At 56.7% G+C, this 17007-nt stretch carries 16 protein-coding genes; 7 read left to right on the top strand and 9 right to left on the bottom strand.

Going from position 1 to position 17007, the window contains the following annotated elements; all coding sequences use genetic code 11:
• The first annotated feature begins 2 nt into the window (after positions 1 to 2).
• From ACR0DG_RS04450 to pdeM, 7 genes are all read left to right on the top strand, one after another.
• Positions 3 to 983: a type II secretion system F family protein gene (locus ACR0DG_RS04450; protein WP_480694674.1), complete on the top strand. Its 981-nt coding sequence runs from the start codon at positions 3 to 5 to the stop codon at positions 981 to 983.
• 49 nt (positions 984 to 1032) lie between these two features.
• Positions 1033 to 1572: a tetratricopeptide repeat protein gene (locus tag ACR0DG_RS04455; RefSeq protein ID WP_480694676.1), complete on the top strand. Its 540-nt coding sequence runs from the start codon at positions 1033 to 1035 to the stop codon at positions 1570 to 1572.
• 28 nt (positions 1573 to 1600) lie between these two features.
• Positions 1601 to 2452, top strand: a complete 852-nt coding sequence (locus ACR0DG_RS04460) for a tetratricopeptide repeat protein (RefSeq protein WP_480694678.1) — start codon at positions 1601 to 1603, stop codon at positions 2450 to 2452.
• A gap of 4 nt (positions 2453 to 2456) precedes the next feature.
• On the top strand, positions 2457 to 3002 hold the full coding sequence (locus tag ACR0DG_RS04465) for a prepilin peptidase (RefSeq protein WP_480694680.1): 546 nt from the start codon (positions 2457 to 2459) through the stop codon (positions 3000 to 3002).
• 115 nt (positions 3003 to 3117) lie between these two features.
• Complete coding sequence (locus ACR0DG_RS04470; protein ID WP_480694682.1) at positions 3118 to 4425, top strand: P-loop NTPase family protein; 1308 nt, start codon at positions 3118 to 3120, stop codon at positions 4423 to 4425.
• Positions 4426 to 4465: 40 nt separating this feature from the next.
• Positions 4466 to 6889, top strand: a complete 2424-nt coding sequence (locus ACR0DG_RS04475) for a ligase-associated DNA damage response DEXH box helicase (RefSeq protein ID WP_480694684.1) — start codon at positions 4466 to 4468, stop codon at positions 6887 to 6889.
• A gap of 18 nt (positions 6890 to 6907) precedes the next feature.
• Complete coding sequence (gene pdeM / locus ACR0DG_RS04480) at positions 6908 to 7570, top strand: ligase-associated DNA damage response endonuclease PdeM (RefSeq protein ID WP_480694686.1); 663 nt, start codon at positions 6908 to 6910, stop codon at positions 7568 to 7570.
• A gap of 6 nt (positions 7571 to 7576) precedes the next feature.
• Here pdeM and ACR0DG_RS04485 read toward each other — a convergent pair whose 3' ends face one another.
• The 9 genes from ACR0DG_RS04485 to pal form a co-directional block, all read right to left on the bottom strand.
• Positions 7577 to 8320 (bottom strand): LytTR family DNA-binding domain-containing protein, encoded by a 744-nt coding sequence (locus ACR0DG_RS04485; RefSeq protein ID WP_480694687.1) that lies wholly within the window; start codon positions 8318 to 8320, stop codon positions 7577 to 7579.
• Between the two features lie 219 nt (positions 8321 to 8539).
• Positions 8540 to 9430 carry a bifunctional methylenetetrahydrofolate dehydrogenase/methenyltetrahydrofolate cyclohydrolase FolD gene (folD, locus tag ACR0DG_RS04490; RefSeq protein ID WP_480694689.1) on the bottom strand — a complete coding sequence of 297 codons (891 nt, stop codon included), beginning with the start codon at positions 9428 to 9430 and terminating at the stop codon, positions 8540 to 8542.
• 51 nt (positions 9431 to 9481) lie between these two features.
• Entirely contained in the window at positions 9482 to 9787 is a 306-nt protein-coding gene (locus ACR0DG_RS04495) for a chorismate mutase (RefSeq protein ID WP_480694691.1), read from the bottom strand.
• 57 nt (positions 9788 to 9844) lie between these two features.
• A complete protein-coding gene (locus ACR0DG_RS04500) occupies positions 9845 to 11521 on the bottom strand; it encodes a formate--tetrahydrofolate ligase (protein WP_480694692.1) in 1677 nt (558 codons plus the stop codon).
• A 186-nt stretch (positions 11522 to 11707) separates the two neighbouring features.
• Complete coding sequence (locus tag ACR0DG_RS04505) at positions 11708 to 12283, bottom strand: MOSC domain-containing protein (RefSeq protein ID WP_480694694.1); 576 nt, start codon at positions 12281 to 12283, stop codon at positions 11708 to 11710.
• A gap of 95 nt (positions 12284 to 12378) precedes the next feature.
• Positions 12379 to 14295 carry an ATP-dependent zinc metalloprotease FtsH gene (ftsH, locus tag ACR0DG_RS04510; protein ID WP_480694696.1) on the bottom strand — a complete coding sequence of 639 codons (1917 nt, stop codon included), beginning with the start codon at positions 14293 to 14295 and terminating at the stop codon, positions 12379 to 12381.
• 76 nt (positions 14296 to 14371) lie between these two features.
• On the bottom strand, positions 14372 to 15625 hold the full coding sequence (gene tilS / locus ACR0DG_RS04515; RefSeq protein ID WP_480694698.1) for a tRNA lysidine(34) synthetase TilS: 1254 nt from the start codon (positions 15623 to 15625) through the stop codon (positions 14372 to 14374).
• A complete protein-coding gene (gene ybgF / locus ACR0DG_RS04520; protein ID WP_480694700.1) occupies positions 15622 to 16446 on the bottom strand; it encodes a tol-pal system protein YbgF in 825 nt (274 codons plus the stop codon). The genes tilS and ybgF overlap by 4 nt, the downstream gene beginning before the upstream one ends.
• A 4-nt stretch (positions 16447 to 16450) precedes the next feature.
• A complete protein-coding gene (pal, locus tag ACR0DG_RS04525; protein WP_480694702.1) occupies positions 16451 to 16969 on the bottom strand; it encodes a peptidoglycan-associated lipoprotein Pal in 519 nt (172 codons plus the stop codon).
• Between the last annotated feature and the right edge of the window lie 38 nt (positions 16970 to 17007).

Below are 17007 nucleotides of genomic sequence, written 5' to 3' on the forward strand. Positions count from 1 at the left end.
CAATGGAATTTCTGACCCAAATCAACACCCTCCTGACAGACAACTTGGGAGAGTTCGGTCCCCTCATAGTAGTGGGAATTCTCGGCTTGGTAATGATACTCGTCGCCGTTCCACTGATGATGAACCAGCCAGAAGATCCTTTGAAAAAGCTGCAGCGCTCGACGGCTGCGCCCAAGAAAAACAAGAAGCAGGACAAACGTGATCGTTTAAGAAATGCCGGTCGCAATGAGCAGCTGGAAAAGTTTTCGACATTTCTGGAGCCGCAAGACCAGGAAGAATTGTCGGCAATGCAGCTTAAACTGCGCCAAGCCGGCTATCATTCCAAGGACGCAGTGCGTTTTTTCCACTTCGCTCAATTTGCACTCGGTATGATCGGTATCCTTATCGGTGTTGCACTGGTTACGGTCTTGGCCGGTGACAATGAATTCACGGGGCAGCAGACAGCGACCCGCGTAATTGTACCGGCGCTAGCTTTGTACTACTTGCCAAAATACTGGATCACGCGCCGAATTGCTGAACGAGAAGAGGCAATCGTCGCGGGCTTTCCGGATACACTAGATTTGATGCTCGTATGTGTGGAGGCGGGTCAGTCACTCGATCAAGCGATTGTTCGCGTGGCAGCTGAAATGAAAGCTTCTTATCCAGACATCGCACAAGAATTCGAGGTCGTAGCTTACGAATTGAAAGCTGGTAAAGACAAAGATACCGTTCTGCGCGATTTCGGTACGCGCTGCGGCGTTCAGGATGTCAGCTCTTTTGTTACGGTCATGATCCAATCGGCGACGTTCGGTACATCAATCGCAGATGCCTTGCGTGTCTACGCGAGTGAAATGCGTGACAAACGCGTGATGCGGGCAGAAGAGGCTGCTAACAAGTTGCCAACCAAGATGACACTTGCCACTATGATGCTAACGGTACCGCCGCTTTTGGTTATTCTTGTTGGCCCTTCGGCAAAAGGTATCGCGGATTTCGCAGGGGGCTGATGGCCTGATGATTTTAACGTCCAGGTGTGTCCACCACAGGATTCGCCAAGTGCTCGGGGCCGCCATGGTGATCGCCATGGTGGCCTCTTGCACCGAAAAAAGCTTGTACGACAGCCTTGATCCACCAGGTTTTGACCCAAGTGGAGAGGTTGAAGACCCTCTGGTCGTTGGCAACCGGTTACTCTCAGCTGGCGAGTATGATCTTGCGCTGGACTCTCTCGCCCGCGCCGCATTGGATCAGGGGATGACCGCAGAAATAATGGCGGCGATGGGCACTGCCAACCTTGGGCTTAGGCAATTGGGGCCCGCAGAAACTCTGTTGCGGCGTTCAGTTGCGGAAAACCCCGACTGGCCTGTTGCGTGGAACAATCTGGGCGTCATCCTCATCGAAAAGGGCGAATACCCAGAAGCCGCTCAGGTCTTCCAACGCGCGTTCGCGCTGGACAATGGCGAAAGTGACGCAATCCGCGACAATCTTCGCTTAGCGCTCGCAAAAATGGAAAATCCTGTTAATACTACTGACGAAGAACAAGAATACACGCTGGAGCAGCAAGGCGACGGGCAATTCAAGCTTCGCAAGCTCCCGTAACATAGGCAAGAGCAGTAAGGGACGCAAAATGCGCCAACAATTCTTGATTCCGACGATGCTGGTCTGTGGGTTGCTTGTTGCTGCCTGCGAAAAAGAGACCGAGGAGGAAAAAGTCGAAAAAACCTTTCAGGAGGTTAACGTCATTGACGAAACCAACCTGAACGAGGTTCTGCTTTCGGCTGCCGACCCAAACGAAGCTGTGACCTATTTCCAAGGTGCGGCGGCCAAAAACCCCGGGCGCATTGACCTGCAGCGTGGACTGGCAATTTCCTTGGCACGGGCAAAGCGGACGACCGAGGCCGCGGCCGCGTGGAAAAAAGTGACGACCATGAAAGGCGCAGGCAACGTCGACCGTGTCGAATATGCCGACTCGTTGGTGCGTTCTGGTAATTGGACCGAGGCAAAAAAGGTACTGGATTCGATCCCGCCAACGTTTGAGACATTCAAGCGTTATCGCCTCGAAGCTGTGGTTGCGGACTCCAACCAAGACTGGAAGCGCGCGGACCATTTCTATGAAACCGCAGTTGGGCTGACCACCCGTCCCGGTAGCGTCATGAACAACTGGGGATATTCGAAACTGTCCCGTGGTGAATTCGAAGAAGCCGAACGCCTGTTTTCAGAAGCGATCCGGCAGGACAGCTCTCTGTTCACGGCGAAAAACAACCTGGTTTTGGCACGTGCAGCGCAAGGCAACTATAGCATGCCGGTTGTGCCTCTGTCACAGGTTGAACGCGCGCTGCTGCTGAACACAATGGGCATCTCTGCGGTAAAGCAAGGCGACGTTACCACGGCTAAGAATCTGTTCCGCGAAGCCATCGCAACGCATCCGCAGCATTTCGAAGAAGCCGTTCGCTCATTGCGGGCACTCGAGGAAGCCTGATTTGATGCAGATTCCTGCAGTGGCTGCAGGCTGGTTTCTACCGTTCGTTCTGCCGATCTGCTTTTACGTGGCCTTCACGGACCTACGTTCCATGCTGATCAAGAACCACGCGGTCGTGGCGCTGGCCGCGGTGTTTCTAGTCGTCGGTCTTTTTGTTTTGCCACCATGGTCAAACGACTGGACAAAAGGCGGAATTGGCCCACTTTCCATGGCTTTACCGCCTTACCTTTGGCAGCTTGTTCATATCCCGGTTTTTCTGATCCTGGGGATTTTGTTCAACGCCGCAGGCGTGATGGGGGCTGGTGATGCCAAGTTCATCGCAGCGGCTTCAGCGTTTGTTTGGGCAGGTGACGTCATGGTGATTCTGTTCATCCTGATGACGGCTACGCTGGCCGCTTTCGTAACGCACAGATTGGCAAAACACACGCCGTTGCGGACAATCGCGCCCGATTGGGAAAGTTGGGACCGGGGCAAGCAATTCCCCATGGGATTTTCACTGGGCGGCAGCCTCGCCATCTACCTGATTTTGGGCACTGTTTACGGCTCGTAAACTATCATTACTCCGCCTTGTCCCTGCCTTGGTGATGCCACAAAGCAAGACCAGATTTTCACCAAGCGGCCCATGCGGGCCTATGGCGTGAATACTGGATGGACGAGCAACGCTCATGAATATGCAGACGACCTCGGTAATGGCCCCCCCTACCCCCAAAGGGCTCGGCGAAATGCAATTGCCTATCGTAATGATGCGGGACATTTTGCTGAAAACGATTTTCCGCAAAAACGTCGACACGGTTTCGGAAGTGGCCGAAGCGGTTTGCCTTCCGGGTGCGGTGACGCAGGAACTGATCGATATCGCGCGCGAGCAGAAGCTGCTCGAGGCGACTGGTACGCTGAATGCCAACAGTGGCAACGAAATGGGTTACCAGTTGACTGACGCAGGCAAGGCGCGCGCTTTGGATGCGCTCAGCCAATCCGAATATTTTGGTGCGATGCCGGTTCCTTTGGATGTGTACCGGGAACAAGTGAAACGCCAGTCGATCCGCAACATTCAGGTCACCCGCGATCAGTTGACGGGTGCGATGGGCCATCTGGTTCTGCCGGATATGCTACTTGATCAGTTGGGGCCTGCTGTTAGCGCGGGTCGCTCGGTACTGATGTATGGACCTCCGGGCAACGGTAAGTCCTCAATCTCGAACGGTATTCGGGACGCGCTGGGGGACAACGTGTACGTTCCGCGCGCCATCGAATACGCCGGTCAGGTGATCACAGTTTACGATCCAATCGTGCATACTGCCATTGAGCAAGAAGCTGACGATCCCAATAGCCTGCGGCGACGCAAGCGGTTCGACACGCGTTACGTTCAGTGCGAACGTCCCACTGTTGTAACTGGTGGTGAATTGACGCTCAGCATGCTGGACTTGGTCTACAACCCCACGGCCCGAACCTATCAGGCCCCTCTGCAGCTAAAGTCGACCGGTGGGATCTTCATCGTGGACGACCTTGGCCGTCAACAGGAACCACCTCAGGCTCTGATCAACCGTTGGATTGTTCCGCTGGAAGAAAACAAGGATATTCTTGGTCTTCAGTCGGGTGAAAAGTTCGAAGTTCCCTTCGACACGCTGGTCATCTTCTCGACCAACTTCCACCCGAACGAGATCTTTGACCAAGCGGCTTTGCGCCGGATCTTCTTCAAGATCAAGATTGACGGCCCGAACCAGGAGAACTTCCTGAAAATCTTCGCCATGGTCGCACGCAAACGCGGTATGCCGCTGGACGAGGCCGCGTTGGTGCATCTGCTCAAGGTGAAGTACCCAACCATCAACAATATCTACGCTAACTATCAGCCGATCTTCCTGATCGACCAGATGATCTCGATCTGCGAGTTTGAAGGTATCCCCTATCAAATGAGCCCGGACTTGATTGATCGTGCGTGGGCCAACATGTTCGTCAAGGACGAGAAAATCGTCAAATAACGGCGTGTAAAATCCATAATAGGGCGGTTAATCTGCGGCTATGACGCAGATTCCCGCCCGGATCACAAACTGGTTTGAATCCAGAGGCTGGTCCATCCATCCGCACCAGCAACAGATGTTTGATCGGGCCTCAGACCCTGCGACACTGCTTATTGCGCCGACTGGCGGCGGCAAAACAATGGCGGGCTTTCTTCCCACCCTCGCAGATTTGGCGGAACAAGATCACGCTGGCCTGCACACGATCTATGTCTCGCCGCTAAAGGCGCTTGCGGCTGACATTCGGCGTAACTTGCGTGGCCCTGCTGAAGAAATCGGCCTGAACATACGTATCGAAGACCGAACCGGAGATACCTCAGCCACGCAGAAAAAACGGCAACGTGTCGATCCTCCACACATCTTGCTGACAACCCCCGAGAGCCTTGCGTTGCTGACTTCGTACGAGGATGCGCCGCGTATGTTCCAAGGTGTGCAACGAGTCATTGTCGACGAAATCCATGCATTGGCCGAAAGTAAGCGCGGCGATCAGTTGATGCTGGCCTTGGCGCGGCTTCAAACCCTGTGCCCTGATCTGCGCCGGGTCGGGCTGTCTGCTACGGTTGAAGACACAGAGGCAATCGCCCGTTTTCTGGCCCGCCATCCTGATCCCTGCCCCGTTGTTCATGCGGACCCAGGCCCAGATCCGGATATCCGCATGCTGGAAACCGCCGAAGCGCCGCCTTGGTCGGGTGGTGGGGCTGCCTATGCGATTCCGACCGTGCTGGAACAGGTCAGGCAGCACAAGACAACTCTGATCTTTCACAATACCCGCGCACAGGCCGAGATTTTCTTTCACAACCTTTGGCTGGAAAATGAGGAAAGCCTGCCAATTGGTATCCACCACGGCAGCCTGGATCGACAACAACGCGAACGAGTCGAGGCTGCGATGGTTCGTGGCGACCTGCGCGCAATTGTCTGTACCGGAAGCCTCGATCTTGGGATCGACTGGGGCGATGTGGACTTGGTGATCCAGATTGGCGCACCCAAGAACGTCAAACGTCTTGTTCAACGCATAGGGCGCGCAAATCATCGCTACAACGCCCCATCTAAGGCTTTACTGGTGCCCACGAACCGGTTCGAAGTGGTAGAGTGCGTTGCCGCGCTGGAAGCCGCAAAAGCGCATGAGCTTGACGGCGAGCCACGGGGTTCCGGCCCGCGGGACGTTTTGTGCCAACATATCCTGATCGCGGCAGCAGCTGGCCCCTTCGATGCCGACACACTTTATCGCGAAATGTCCACTGCTGGACCCTATGCTGACTTGGACCGTGCCGCCTTTGACGCCTGTCTGGATTTCTGTGCCACAGGAGGTTACGCGCTGCGCGCCTATGACCGTTGGCAGCGGCTGCAAAAACGGCCCGATGGAAAATGGCAGTTACGCGATCCACGGGCGGCACCGCGCATCCGAATGAATCTGGGCACAATACAGGATACCGACACGCTGAAAGTTCGCCTGAAACGCAATCGTGGCGGCAAACCTTTGGGTGAGGTTGAAGAAGCTTTTGCGGCATCCCTGACCCCGGGTGACACCTTCCTGATCGGGGGCCAGATCGTGCGATACGAAGGGTTGCGCGAAATGACGGTTGAGGTCAGTCGACGTGCAGATCGCAAGCCCAAGATTGCCACGTATTCCGGCACAAAATTCGCTACCTCGACCCAACTGAGCGATCGGATATTGAGCATGTTTTCGCAATCCGATTGGCCGCAATTACCAGCGCATACGGCGGACTGGCTAGCCTTGCAGCGCAACATGTCTCAACTGCCTCAGCGTGATCGTTTGCTTGTAGAAAGTTTTCCCAACGACGGTCGGGAACACCTGTGCGTTTATGGGTTCGCGGGACGAAACGCGCAACAGACGCTGGGCCTGCTGTTAACCAAACGTATGGAAGAAACAGGCCTTGCCCCTTTGGGCTTTGTCGCCACGGATTACGCAACGCTGATCTGGGGTCTGGACGCGGTGGTTGACCCGCGACCCTTATTTGAACTGGACAAGCTGCGCGATGGGCTGGACACATGGCTTGCTGGCAATGCCGTGATGAAACGCACCTTCCGCTCTTCGGCGACCATAGCCGGGCTTATTGAACGAAACACCGGCGGGCAGCGCAAAAGCGGACGGCAGGCCACATTCTCGTCCGACATCCTGTATGACACGTTGCAAAAATACGATCCTGAGCACCTGTTGATGCAGATCACACGTGAAGAGGCGATGCGTGGGCTTGTCGACTTTGGCCGAATTGAAGCAATGATTGCCCGCATCGGCGGTCGCATTGATCTGTTGAGGTTGGATCGGGTCTCGCCGCTTTCAGCGCCCCTGTTTCTTGAGGTTGGAAAAGTACCGGTCAAAGGCGCCGCCGAGGAACGCCTTTTGGCCGAAGAAAGCGCCCGCTTAATGAAGGAGGCGGGTTTGGAATCGCTTGCCTCGAACGCTTAATCACGTCAAGAACGTAACATGAACGAATTGCCGTTTTCATTTGCGGGGCAGACCCTGCACGCCTTGGGGTCAGGTGCTTTGTGGTGGCCCAAGCACAGCGTCTTATGCGTCTCGGATCTGCATCTGGGGAAGGCAGAGCGTATCGCCCGACGAGGCGGGGCATCCCTGCCACCTTACGAGAACCTTGATACACTGACCCGACTGTCCGGTGATGTTGAATACACTGGTGCCAGCACCGTAATATGCCTCGGTGACAGTTTCGATGATCTGGATGCGGTGATGACCTTGGACGCGTCTGATCAATTGCAGATCAATGCCTTGCAAGCTGGTCGTCAATGGATCTGGATCGAAGGAAACCATGATCCCGGACCCGTCGATCTGGGCGGAACTCACTTGGCTGAGTATAGGGCCGGCCCCTTGGTATTCCGCCATATCGCTCAACCCGACGGTCATGCCGAAATTTCAGGTCATTACCATCCCAAAGCAAGGCTTCGTACCCGAGGGCGTATGATTTCGCGCCCGGCGTTTCTGGCGGATGACAGGCGGTTGATCATGCCCGCCTATGGCACTTATACCGGCGGCCTTTTCAGCTCAGACCACGCATTTGGTGACCTTATGGGCAATAACGCAGTGGCGATCTTAACCGGTCGGAATCCTCAGTTGATACCAATGCCACGATAGGTGCGCTTAAATCACTCCATCGCGTTCAAGCATCGGTTTGTATTTTCGACTGATTGGTACAAGGTTGTTGTTCGTCAGGCGCAAAAAGATCTTACCTCCCTCCCGCTCCACTCCGGCAATGGCGGCGTCCACGACCCAGTGCGACCGGTGCGTGCAATGGCCCGGCTCAGGCTCCATCTCGGCGATGGCGTCGCTCAGACGGGAACGGATCGTGTATGTCCCTTCTGACGTGACGACATCCACGCTATGGTCACGCACCATGAGGTGTAGGATCTGACCTGAAAAACCCTCGGGAAGCCTTTTGAGAAGGCGCGGTTCAACGCGCGCGACATCCTCTGGCTCCGCTACTGCCGGAGTTCTGCGGACCAATAGCAAACCGGACGCTATCAGCACGCCATAGGAAGCCACGGACCATACATCGGGGGCTGTCTGCCCCTCGACCGCGAATAAAAGCCAGGCCATTAACCACAAGGCCGGAACGAACAGCACGAAAACGATCGGAACAATAACCAATTCTCGCGCCGTGAACTGGCTATGCGCAAACCACCTTGCCAGTAGCCGCCGCGCGACCCAGCTTACCCCCAGCGCCAGCGCCATGACGCCGGTCCAAAAGATCAGGCGAAGCGAAAAGGACAGCTCCATGTTCTGAAAAGGTTGGAAAACCAGCGCCATGATGGGCAAGAAAATCAGTCCCGCAATCAATCGCAGCACCGTCACCTCGGCCAAAACTGAGTTCAGACTAATCCTCATACCTTCTCGGTTTTCTATTCTTTGTATCCGGTCAAAGCTAATGCCACGTTTAGCTGGAACCAGTTAACCAAATGGAAATAAGGACTTATCACTCATCAGATCACAATCAAACCCCTGCAATTCAAACTTAATTGTTATCTTAATCCAATGAAAAGGGCCGAAGGGATCTCTCACCCCTCGGCCCTAGCTTTCCAATCAACGCGCTGATGCGCGGTTGTATCAGGCAGTCAGGCCTTCCGGCTCTGGCAGGCCGTTTGCGCGGCAGCAGGCCGTCACTGTGTTTGCCAACAGGCAAGCGATGGTCATTGGCCCAACGCCACCCGGTACCGGAGTGATCGCGCCCGCACGTTCCGCGGCACTGGCGTAGTCGACATCGCCGACCAGCTTGTTCTTGCCGTCGCGCTCGACCCGGTTGATGCCCACGTCGATCACGGTCGCGCCTTCCTTGATCCAATCTCCGGGCACCATTTCAGGGCGACCTACGGCTGCAACGACGATGTCGGCGCGGCGAACAACTTCTGGCAGGTCTTTGGTGCGACTATGCGCGATCGTCACGGTACAGCTATCGCCCAGCAGCAGCTGCGCCATCGGCTTACCCACGATGTTCGAACGACCGATCACAACCGCGTCCATACCCGACAGCGAACCGTGATAGTCGCGCAGCATCATCAGACAGCCCAGCGGGGTGCAGGGCACCATGGACTTCTGACCGGTGCCCAGCAGACCCACGTTCGAGATGTGGAAACCGTCCACATCTTTGGCCGGGTCGATCGAGTTGATTACCAGGTCTTCGTTCAGGTGCTTGGGCAGCGGCAGTTGGACCAGAATGCCGTTAACAGCCGGATCGTTGTTCAGCTTGTCGATCAACGCCAGCAGATCTTCTTCTGAGGTGTCGGCTTCCAGCTTGTGCTCGTACGAGTTCATGCCGACCTCGACGGTCTGCTTGCCTTTCGAACGGACATAAACCTGGCTTGCCGGGTCTTCGCCCACCAGAACCACGGCCAGACCGGGCGTGATGCCGTTTTCCTCTTTCAGCTTTGCAACCTGATCGGCAACTTGCGCGCGCACTTTGGCGGCAAAGGCCTTACCGTCGATAACCTGGGCTACCATCCTGTGATCCCTTCTTTCCAAAAACGGATCGGGCGCACAGCGCCCGTTCATTCAGTCCGGGCCGAGAACGCGTTCCTCACGCGCAATCGACCAGTCAATCAATATGCGCCACAACTCTTCGGCCAGATCAGGGTCCATTCCCATTTCGTCCGAACTGTCGCGCACGCGTTGCACCACCTGTTCGACGCGATCCGGGATTCGGGCCGGCAGGCCCTCGCCGGGTTTCAGCTGCGAAGCGCGGTCGATGTAACCTGCGCGCGTCACCAACATCTCGATCAGTTGGCGGTCCAGCTTATCGATCTGATCCCGCAATTCCTGCATCGATTGACAGTCTTGCGGCGGTGTCAGAGTGGGCATTGCGATCTCCTCATGGCCCGGGGTATCCCCGGACCACGAGATGGTTCAAAAAACGGCTTAGAACAAGCCCTCGATCTGGCCTTCATCGTTGAGACGGATCGTCTCAGCCGCAGGTTTGCGGGGCAGACCGGGCATGGTCATGATCTCACCACAGACAACCACGATAAAGCCAGCGCCTGCGGACAAGCGAACTTCACGCACCGGGACCGAGTGTCCAACCGGCGCACCGCGCAGGGTCGGGTCGGTTGAGAACGAATACTGGGTTTTCGCCATGCAGACCGGCAGGTTGCCGTAACCCGCATCTTCCCACTCGCGCAGTTGGTTGCGGATCTTGTTGTCGGCCAGAACCTCGTCCGCGCGGTAGATGCGCTTAGCGATGGTTTCGATCTTTTCGAACAGCGGCATATCGTCGGGGTAGATGGGCGCAAAGTTCGCGGTGCCACCTTCGACAATTTCGACAACTTTCTCGGCCAGCGGGGCCGAACCTTCCGAACCCAGTTCCCAGTGACGGGACAGGATCGCCTCAACGCCGTGCTCACCACAGTAGTCCTTAACCGCCTGCACTTCGGCGTCGGTATCGGTGACAAAGTGGTTAATAGCAACGACGACCGGTACGCCAAAGGACTTCACGTTTTCGATATGACGTCCCAGGTTGGCACAGCCTGACTGAACCGCGTCGACGTTTTCCGCGCCCAGGTCAGCCTTGGCAACGCCGCCGTTCATCTTCATCGCGCGTACGGTGGCAACCAGAACGACCGCCGAAGGTGCGATACCTGCCTTGCGGCATTTGATGTTCATGAACTTCTCGGCACCCAGGTCGGCACCAAAGCCCGCTTCGGTCACGACATAGTCAGCAACTTTCAGCGCGGTCTTGGTCGCGATGACCGAGTTACAGCCGTGCGCGATGTTCGCGAAAGGGCCGCCGTGGACGAAGGCCGGGTTGTTTTCCAGCGTCTGCACCAGGTTCGGCTGCATCGCGTCCTTCAGCAGAACGGTCATTGCGCCTTCGGCCTTGATGTCGCGGCAGTAGACCGGAGTTTTGTCGCGGCGGTAGGCCACGATAATGTCACCCAGGCGCTGCTCGAGGTCTTTCAGGTCGTTGGCCAGGCACAGGATCGCCATAACTTCGGACGCCACTGTGATGTCAAAGCCTGCTTCACGCGGGAAGCCGTTCGACACGCCACCCAGCGAAGCGGTGATCTGACGCAGAGCACGGTCGTTCATGTCGACCACGCGGCGCCATGCAACGCGACGGATGTCGATGTCGCACTCGTTGCCCCAATAGATGTGGTTGTCGATCATCGCCGACAGCAACGAGTGAGCCGAGGTGATGGCGTGGAAGTCGCCGGTGAAGTGCAGGTTCATTTCCTCCATCGGAACAACCTGTGCGTAGCCACCACCTGCAGCGCCGCCCTTCATGCCGAAGTTCGGACCCAGCGAGGCTTCGCGGATACAGATCATCGCGTTCTTGCCGATGCGGTTCAGGCCATCACCCAGACCAACGGTCGTGGTGGTCTTACCTTCACCCGCCGGGGTCGGGTTGATCGCGGTGACAAGGATCAGCTTTCCATCTTCGCGGTCCTGAACCGAGTTGATGAAGTCCTGGCTGACCTTCGCTTTGTCGTGCCCATAAGGCAGCAGGTCGGCGGACTCGATGCCGATCTTGGCGCCGATTTCCTGAATCGGCTTTTTATTCGCTTCGCGAGCGATTTCGATGTCGGATTTGTAGCTCATTGGGCCTGATCCCTGATTGAATGCCGTGCAAACCGGCGCAAATAGCCCGGTGCTGGTCAATCCATACCGTTGTGCACTAATGCAATGGATATAGATTCCGACATAATCGCGCTGTGAAACGGCGTAGAGTCACTTACAGGTTCGCGTCACGGAACTTTGATCGTTTCCCATAGGAAAACCTGTATCTTAAGGTGTCCAAGCGCGTTGATCCGGGACGAATAGTTTCAACTTATCCCCCAGTTTCAAAGCACCCGGTTTTTCGACCCATGCCGTCACGCCGCGCCGACCCTGCGCGGCGGGTTTGAAAGATGCACCATGGCCGGGTAAATCAGCCTCGACCTCACGCCCGGGTATCACGCAGGGACGATTTTCCATATCTACAGTGATCGTCACACCATCCGGTCCCTGCAGACGCGAGGACGGAGGGATATGCGTGAAGTCGGGAATCCCGCGCAGCACGACGCTCACGCCAAGGAAAGAAGGGTCGAGGGTTTCCAAACCCATTGCGGTGGCGGTTGCCTGCATCTCTTCTTGCGATAGCACGGACAGCTGGCGCACGTTTCGAATTTCCGTTCCCTTCGCATAAAGGTTTTGGACGCGCACACATGAGGCGCGATTGACTCCTTCGTGACGTTCGCCTGCCACGCCCGAAAATCCAAGCGACAAACTGTCGACCGCTTGCGCGCGGATCGAGTCACCGGCAGGAACACACCCCAGCCAAACAACTTCGCCCGTGAATTCCGTTTCCCGCAAAACTGGCATAGCAACACCTTTCCCTTTCCATGGTCCAAAGGTGAATAGAGGCCAGTCAGGGGGCAAAGAAAAGAAAAAACCCGGGAGGTACCCGGGTTTTGTCATTATGCTGTTGGTTCAGGCTCCATCCCGCCTTCTGGTGGGGATTTCTTGACCTTAGTCTTTGGAATGGCCGTGACGCTCGGTGCGCTACCTTCATCCGGGCTGTCGCCTTCGTCATCGCCTTCGGTCGGCGGTTCGCCGTTCATGACGCGTTTGATTTCGTCCCCGGTCAGAGTTTCGTACTCCAGAAGACCCTGAGCCAGACGTTCCCATTCCTCATTCTGATCTGTCAGAATTTGGTGTGCACGCTCGTACCCTTGCTGGATCAGACGCTTCACCTCTTCTTCGATCAATTCCTTGGTATGGGCGGAGACCGAGAAGCCCGCGGTGTTACCCTGATAGCCCTCATGCGCTTCGGCATAGTCGATATTGCCGACCTTGTCCGACATGCCCCAGCGCATCACCATGGCGCGCGCCAACTGGCTAGCCTGCATGATGTCACCGGCCGGTCCGTTCGAGACATGGTCTTCGCCGTATTTGATCACCTCAGCCGCTTTACCCGCCATGGTCATGGCAAGCTTTTGCTCACACTCATCGCGGTGATAGTTCAGGCGATCCATTTCCGGCAGCGAGACAACCATACCCAACGCACCACCGCGCGGAATAATCGTTGCCTTATAGACAGGATCACACAGCGGCAGGGTCAGGCCAACAACTGCATGTCCGGCCTCGTGATAAGCGGTCTTTTCCTTCTGATCCTGGGTCAGCACCATGCTGCGGCGCTCGGCCCCCATCATCACCTTGTCTTTGGCATTCTCGAAATCTTCCATGGTGACAAAGCGGCGGCCCACACGCGCGGCCATCAGCGCAGCCTCATTCACGAGGTTGGCCAGATCAGCACCCGAGAAGCCCGGCGTACCGCGTGCAATGATGCGCAGATCGACATCGGGGCCCAAAGGCGTCTTGCGCGCATGCACGCCCAAAATCTTCTCACGACCTTTGATGTCGGGATTGCCGACGGTCACGTTCCGGTCAAAACGGCCCGGACGCAGCAGTGCGGGGTCCAGAACGTCCTTACGGTTGGTAGCCGCCAGAATGATTACACCTTCGTTGGCCTCAAAACCGTCCATTTCAACCAGCAACTGGTTTAGGGTCTGTTCGCGTTCGTCATTACCGCCGCCATAACCGGCACCACGATGGCGGCCCACGGCGTCGATCTCGTCGATAAATACGATACAGGGCGCGTTCTTTTTGGCCTGTTCGAACATGTCGCGCACACGGGACGCACCCACACCCACAAACATCTCAACAAAGTCCGAGCCCGAGATGGTGAAGAACGGCACACCCGCCTCACCCGCAATCGCACGGGCCAGCAGCGTTTTACCTGTACCCGGAGGGCCAACCAGCAGCGCGCCTTTGGGAATCTTACCGCCCAGACGGCTGAACTTCTGCGGGTTGCGCAGGAATTCGACGATCTCTTCCAGCTCTTCCTTGGCCTCGTCGATGCCAGCAACGTCGTCAAAGGTCACGCGGCCATGCTTTTCGGTCAGCATCTTGGCCTTGGACTTGCCAAAGCCCATCGCGCCACCTTTGCCGCCGCCCTGCATCCGGTTCATGAAATAGACCCAGACACCGATCAGCAGCAGGAAGGGCAGCAACGTGATCAGAAACGATTGGAAACCCGATTGCTGTTGCTTCACCGCCTGAACGGGGATGTTTTCGTCGATCAGAAGCTTGGTCACCTCGGCGTCGCCGGGTTTGATGGTGACATAGCTGGCACCACTTTGCGTGGTATAGCGAATCTGCTCGCCATCAAGCGTCACATTTTTGACTTCGCCATTCTGAGCGGCAGCCACGAAATCGGAATAGGTTCTTTCATTGCTCTGAAGTGTTCCACCCGGTCCGCTGAACAGATTGAACAGTGCAAGGATCAGCAAAAAAAGAACGACCCAGAAGGCGATGTTACGAGCGTTGCCCAAGGAAAATCTCCCAAAAGATTTCGGCAGATGGGGATCTGCCGGGTTGCTGTATAAAATAGAGATGATTCAAGCAGGTTCAATGCGATAAAAAAGAAGAGTGAAACTCAGCCGCATCTGACGTCAATTCTACGCGCCAACCATTGGAAAAGCCCAGTAATGGGGCAGAAACAAGGTCCGTGCCCACCCAAACAGAGGGCGTTGCCAAGGCCGCGCCACGTGGTTTTCCCGATGCACGCCAATCTTGCACAAGCCGAATTCCGTCTTCGCCAAGCGCGCGAACTTCGGCTGAGGCACTCGATGGCCCAGTCAAAATCCACCGCCCATCCCAGATGGCGCCGGGCGCGCTGCTTTTGTCTAGAACGGCGTTTAGTTCCCTGCAAACCCACGTTTTCTGGCCTTTTGGTATTATAATGCAGCCGCCGATCGTCGCGGTTTCTCCGTCACGGATCGAAACCAGGGCCTGATCAACGGCCCCCTGGCGCGGCGGGTAGCCGGCCCCTGCGATCCATCCGACACAACCGATCAGAAGCCGGCGCTGAATTTCGGTTGGCAACGCGCTGAACGCCCCACGGTCAACACAAACATCGCCACCATCCACTTGCAGCACGTTTCGGGCGGATTCCTGCGTAAAATGCTCTAAGGCGTCACGTGCCTGTGTAAGGTTGTCAGTCACACGGGCCAATGTTTGGGCGGTGATTCCGATATCACCGAGGCCAACCAAGGCATCGCGCGCCTTAATCCGATCAAAACGGCGGTCCTGATTCGAGGGGTCTTCAATCCAAGTGCCACCAATCTCCGTCAGATAATCGCGCAGTTGCTGACGTGTGATCCCAAGCATCGGACGCAACAGCGTCACTCCACCCTGATTGCGCGCCCAAGGCATGCCGGACAAACCGGTGACACCGGCAGATCGCCCGAGACGCATCAAAAAGGTTTCTGCCTGATCATCCGCGGTGTGTCCCAACGCGATCGCACCGAGTTCACGGCGACGCGCCCAGCCTTCCAGCAAACGGTACCGTGCCTGTCTGGCCTGATCCTGCAGATTTCCTGTCTTGTTCCATCCCTGCCAGATCAAAATTTCATGCGACACGCCCAGATCTTGGGCGCATTGTGACACCCAACGCGCCTCATCGGCAGATTCTTCGCGCAAATTGTGGTTTACGGTGGCTGCAAACAGCGTCACCCCTTCCGTCTGCGCAATCTCATGCAAAGCGTGCAACAGGGCAACCGAGTCACCGCCGCCAGACACAGCAACCCCAATCTTGGGCGGCAGCTGCGCCGGTAGTCGTGCTCGGATCTGTGATCTGATGGTGTTGGCGTGCGTGCTCAAGAACAGCCCAGCGCAATCATTTCCTGTGATGCGCTGGAGGCCGCTGGTGAAGTTGGGAATCGTACGCCGACCTCACTGAGCGTAATACAGGCCTGATCTCTCTGACCCAGACGCCCCAAGGCAGAACCCAGTTCAAACAGGGCGTCCGGTGCAAAAGTGCCCTCAGAATCTCCGGTGAAGCTGGCCAGAAACGCCCTCGCCGCTTCGCGCGTGTCCCCAAGGTTCTCAAGCGCCTGTCCGCGTTTCAGGTTCGCTTCGGGCGCAAGAGGGCTGCCGGGGTATGACGTGTCGAATACCGCGAACTGATCCGCCGCAGCTTGAAAGTTACCTTCGGCCAGAGCCTGCGCTGCCGCGTCAAAATCAGCGCGTTCTCCGACGGCCAGTTCGCCTTGGTCCGGGATGGACGGGCTGATTGGGGCCGTCGGGGTCGCCGCCGCAATCTCGGTGTCGCCGCCCAGCGTCGAGGTTTCGCCCAGCGTGCTCAGATCGCCGCCTTCCAGTTCGACCAAACGAAATTCCAGATCGCCAATTCGGTTGGTGCCATCTGTCACCACGTTTTGCACGCGCTGGTTCAGTTGTTCTGTCTGCCTTGTGAGACGCTGCAATTCCGCCTCGATTGCATCCACACGTTCCAGAATAGAACTGCCGGACAGGTTTGGCGCCGGTGATCCGGTAGTCGAAAACTCACGCTTGAGGCGCTGGATCTCGACATGCAGCACCGTCAGCTCCTGACGGATATCCGCCAGGGTCTGTTGATCCTGCGCTTGCGCCATCCCAGAGGCCGCCAGAACCGCGGCCAAAACCCATCCTGCAATTCTCATCACGTTACCCCAAGGTTGAACCGGTCAGCACCGTCACCGCGCGGCGGTTTTTGGAATAGCATTCCTCGGTGCTGCAAATCTCGATCGGGCGCTCTTTACCATAGCTAACCGTGTTCAGACGGGTGCCCGCCACACCTCGGGAAATCAGGTACTCACGAACCGAGTTCGCCCTGCGCGCGCCCAATGCAAGGTTGTACTCGCGCGTGCCCTGCTCGTCTGCATGGCCTTCAATTGTTGCCACAAAGTCAGGATTTGCCAAAAGCCAGTCTGCCTGCCCCTGCAAAACGGTCTGCCCCTGCGGCGTCAAGGTCGATTGATCCACAGCAAACAGCACGCGATCACCAACGGTTTGCTGGAAATAGGCCGGCGATGTTGGATCGCTTGGCGACCCGGCGACCAGACCGCCATTTGCACCGTTCGCACCATTCCCAAATCCACCGCCAAGCGTCGACGGATCGTTGCTTGTACACGCAGCCATTGCGCCCAAAAGGCCAACTGCCGCGACTTTGCCCAATACGTTCATCTCAAGTGCCTCGTTGTGTTATCTGTTTATTGCCGTCT

It is taken from the genome of Ruegeria sp. BG8 (assembly GCF_056538325.1).